This is a genomic window from Mycobacterium sp., assembly GCF_025933915.1.
Lineage (GTDB): Bacteria > Actinomycetota > Actinomycetes > Mycobacteriales > Mycobacteriaceae > Mycobacterium.
Map to the genome: position 1 here is coordinate 1 of NZ_JAICZA010000264.1, position 3,806 is coordinate 3,806.

Annotated in this window: 3 protein-coding genes; 1 reads left to right on the forward strand and 2 read right to left on the reverse strand. The window is 71.1% G+C overall.

Translation table 11 applies throughout. The features are described from left to right. Positions 1-101: 101 nt before the first annotated feature. Together Q0W90_RS23685 and Q0W90_RS23690 are read right to left on the reverse strand one after the other, a co-directional pair. Positions 102-503, reverse strand: coding sequence for a hypothetical protein (locus Q0W90_RS23685; protein WP_297777021.1), 402 nt, complete (start codon positions 501-503; stop codon positions 102-104). A gap of 163 nt (positions 504-666) precedes the next feature. Continuing rightward, complete coding sequence (locus tag Q0W90_RS23690; protein ID WP_297777023.1) at positions 667-1,887, reverse strand: LD-carboxypeptidase; 1,221 nt, start codon at positions 1,885-1,887, stop codon at positions 667-669. On the opposite strand from Q0W90_RS23690, the gene Q0W90_RS23695 reads away from it, so the two are divergent. Continuing rightward, positions 1,886-3,475, forward strand: coding sequence for an IS1182 family transposase (locus Q0W90_RS23695; RefSeq protein WP_297777026.1), 1,590 nt, complete (start codon positions 1,886-1,888; stop codon positions 3,473-3,475). The two genes, Q0W90_RS23690 and Q0W90_RS23695, sit on opposite strands and share 2 nt — an antisense overlap. The last annotated feature ends 331 nt before the right edge of the window (positions 3,476-3,806 follow it).

Consider the following 3,806-nt stretch of genomic DNA (forward strand, 5'->3'; position numbering starts at 1 on the left):
ACCGTACCCAGCCGAGGGCGCGTGTGGTGGGAGATCCCCGATGTGGGCGGCGGAGCCCCCCGGTCCCCGCCGCGCACCCGCGGTCGAACGCGGTCAGCCGGTCACCGGGTGACGAAGCCGACCACGCTGCCCGAGATCGAGAACGACGAGCCGTCCGGAGCCGTGACTGCACCGGCGAAGTCGCAGCCGGTCGTGGCGTGCTTGTTGTGCGCGCTGGCGCCCGGCTTCGCGGTGGGCGGCGAGGTCTCCTGGTCGATGATGTTGCCGGCGGGGTCGTAGACGGTGAAGGTCACCTCGCCGAACGAGACCGGGACCAGGATCGCCTGACTGTTCAGGTCGTGGGCCGGAGTCCAGGCGCCGTTCCCGTTCGCGACGGCGTCGTAGGTGTGGCCGTTGTCGCACGAGACCTGGATCGGGAGCGCGTTCTTCGCGTTCATCGGATCGGCGTGGGCGGGTGTCCAGGCGCTCAGACCGAGGACGGCCGCCGCGGCGGCACCGGTCATGACTCGTAATGTGGCGTGCATCTGGCCTCCTCTGTGATGTGGCACGGAGGCCCGGACACACCGGGAACCCCCGTGTGTCCTCGCCGGCACGCTACGTCCGAGATGATCGGGACACATCCCTCATGAGGATGATTCGCGCCAGGTCGAGGCGCCGCTCGTCGCCTCAGCCGAAGTCGGCCCAGACCCGGCGGGCGCGGGAGTCGACGATCATCTCGCCGCCGTAGGGAAGCACCCACTGCGGCCGGGTGTGCCCGAACGGGACACCCACGACGATCACCGCGTCCGCGTTGTAGCGACGGATCTGGTCGAGGGCGACGTCGCGCTGCGCGGCTCGATGGGCGGCGCGGGCCGCGGCGTCCGGCCGGTGCTCGTGGGTCGACGAGGGCGGGCGTGCGACGACGACCGCGTCCACGGCCGCGAGCAGCCCGCGCTCGCCGAGCGAGCGGGTGATGTAGCCGAACTCCGAGGCCGGGATCAGCTCCTCCGACGACTCCAGCAGCAGGATGCCGCCGGCGAGCACCGACGGGTCGGCCGGAAACCGACCGGCCGTCAGGATCCACTGCAGCACCTCGATGCAGCCGCCCCAGGTGGGGCCGATGACCAGGCGATCCGGACCGTCCCAGGTCCAGGGCTCGGTCGGCTCGCGGTCGCCGTACGACGTCAGGGCGGCGGGCTCCTGCCAGCGGACGCCGAAGTCCTCCGACTCGCCAGGCTCGGTGATCTCGAGCTGCCCACCGTCGATCAGGGCGGCCCGCAGCGACCGGAGATGGATGTCGTCGAGGCCCGGGCCGGCGCCGACCTGCACCTGGGTCGAGCCGCCGTGGAACGCCGCGACCCCCTGGGTCCACAGCCACGAGAGCAGGTTGGTGTTGTCGCTGTAACCGAGGTACGGCTTGGGGTCGGCGCGGACGAGGTCCGGGTCGAGGTACGGGATGACGGTGATCTGGTCGTCGCCGCCGATCGTGGCGAGCACCGCCCTGACCTCGGGGTCGCCGAACGCCGCATTCAGGTCGGCGGCACGGTCCTCCGGTGTGGCCTCGAGGCGGCGGGTGGTCCGGTACTCCACCGGCTCCAGCCCGAGCACGTCGCGGATCCGGGCGAGCGCCTGCTCGTGCACGGCGGGCGCCACGGCCGGAGCGGCGAAGGCGGGTGACACCACGGCGACCTTGTCGCCGGGCCTCGCCTTGGGCGGGTGCACGAGGGCGGGGAACACGCGGCCATCCAACCGCGCGCCGTACGCCGAGGACACCGGATTTGCCGGGCTACCGTCGCGGTCGGCGTGGCCGAGACCGTCGCGACGATGGTCCTGCCGCTCGCCTAGGAGGCTGCTGAACAAAGGCGCGGCTCCCCGCGGTGGGGCGGCGACCTGAAATCCTGTGGGCATGCAGGGTGAGTCGGATCGGCAGCGTGAGCTGCTGGACGTGGAGTCGGTGGCTGGACACCTGCTCGAGCAGGGCAGCGTGTTCGCGTTGCTGGCCGAGCATCGGGGGCGGTTGTTCCCGGGTGAGTTGTTCGCCGACCTGTTCCCCTCGGGGCGGGGGCGGCCCTCGATCCCGGGCGAGGTGATCGCCTCGGTGATCGTGCTGCAGGCCCTGTACGGCCACTCCGACCGTGAAGCGGTCGACGCGCTCACCTTCGATCTGCGGTGGAAGGCCGCGTGCGGGTACGCGATCGATGCGAAGGGCTTCGACCCCTCGACGCTGACCTATTGGCGGCGTCGGCTGGCGGCCAGCGACCGACCGCAACGGATCTTCGAGGTTGTCCGCGACGTGATCGAGCAGACCGGCGCGGTGGTGGGCAAGACGCGTCGGGCACTGGACTCCACGGTCCTTGACGATGCGGTTGCTCGTCAGGACACCGTGACCCAGCTGATCGCCCAGATCCGCCGGGTCGGCCGCGAGGTGCCCGACGCGAGGGGCCTCATCGCCACCGAGTGCACACGGCTGGTGGCGTTGACCGGGCAGGACTACACCGCGACCGGGAAGCCGCCGATCGCCTGGGACGACCAGGCTGCCCGCGACGAGCTCGTGTCGGCTCTGGTGGGCGACGCTGTGGGGTTACTGGCCGCTCTTGATGTCGAGGCGATCACCAAGGCCGGCGGGAAGCCTGCCGAGGCTGTCGCGTTGTTGGCCCTGGTCGCCGGCCAGGACGTCGAACCTGCTGAGGACTCCGACGGCACCGACGGCCGGTGGCGGATCGCGCGGGCGACCGCGCCGGACCGGGTGATCTCGACCGTGGACCCCGATACCCGGCACGCGCACAAGACCCGTGAGCGGCGTCAGGACGGGTTCAAGGCCCACGTCGTGGTCGAGCCCGACACCGGCTTGACCACGGCGGTGAAGCTGACCAAGACCAACGGCCCCGAGAACTCCGACGCCGCTGTCGGCGCGGGGCTGGTCACCGCCGACACCACCATCACCGGCGACGAGCCGGTCGAGGTGTTGGGCGACTCGGCCTACGCCAGCGGCGACATGCTCCACACCCTGGCCGGCAAGCAGTGGATCCCGCTGGTCAAGCCGTGGCCGATCAAGCCGGCCGTCGAGGGCGGCTTCACCATCGACGACTTCGCGCATGACCCCGCCACCGCGACCGTGACCTGTCCGGCCGGAGTGACCCGACAGATCACGAAGTCACGCAAGGCCGTCTTCGGCATCGCATGCCGCGAATGCCCGCTGCGGGCGCGGTGCACCACCGCCAAGAAGGGCCGCACCATCGAGCTGCATCCGCACGATCTGCTGCAACGCGAGCACCGCAAGCGGGCCGCCGACGAGGGCTTCCAGACCGTCTACCGACAACACCGGCCGATGGTGGAACGCTCCATCGCCTGGCTCACCCGCGGCGCCCGCCGCGTTCCGTACCGCGGGATCGAGAAGAACAACCAGTGGCTCCACCACCGCGTCGCCGGCCTCAACCTGCGCCGACTCCTCGCCATGGGCCTCACGAACCAGAACGGGAGCTGGGTCCTGGCCTGACAGCCCGTCGGGCTGCCAACCCCGTGCAGCCCCAAACAGACCGCTCACGCTGACCTCAGGCGGGCAGAACGACCCCGTAGTCGCACCCAAGAGCGATCACCCGAACTCGCCGCTCGACAGCCTTGGCGCCTTCCGCCGCCCACCGACCCCCACCATCATGCTGGCCACAAGACGCCTTCTTCAGCAGTCTCCTAGGCGGAGCGGGTGTCCCGGGAGCGACTGCCGACGCACGACGACGAGCTGCTCGACCTCTCCCCGGAGGGGCCCTCACCGCTCGTCGTCGCGGCCCACCATCCGGCTCATGGCGGCGGGCGACGACCTCGCACTGGCC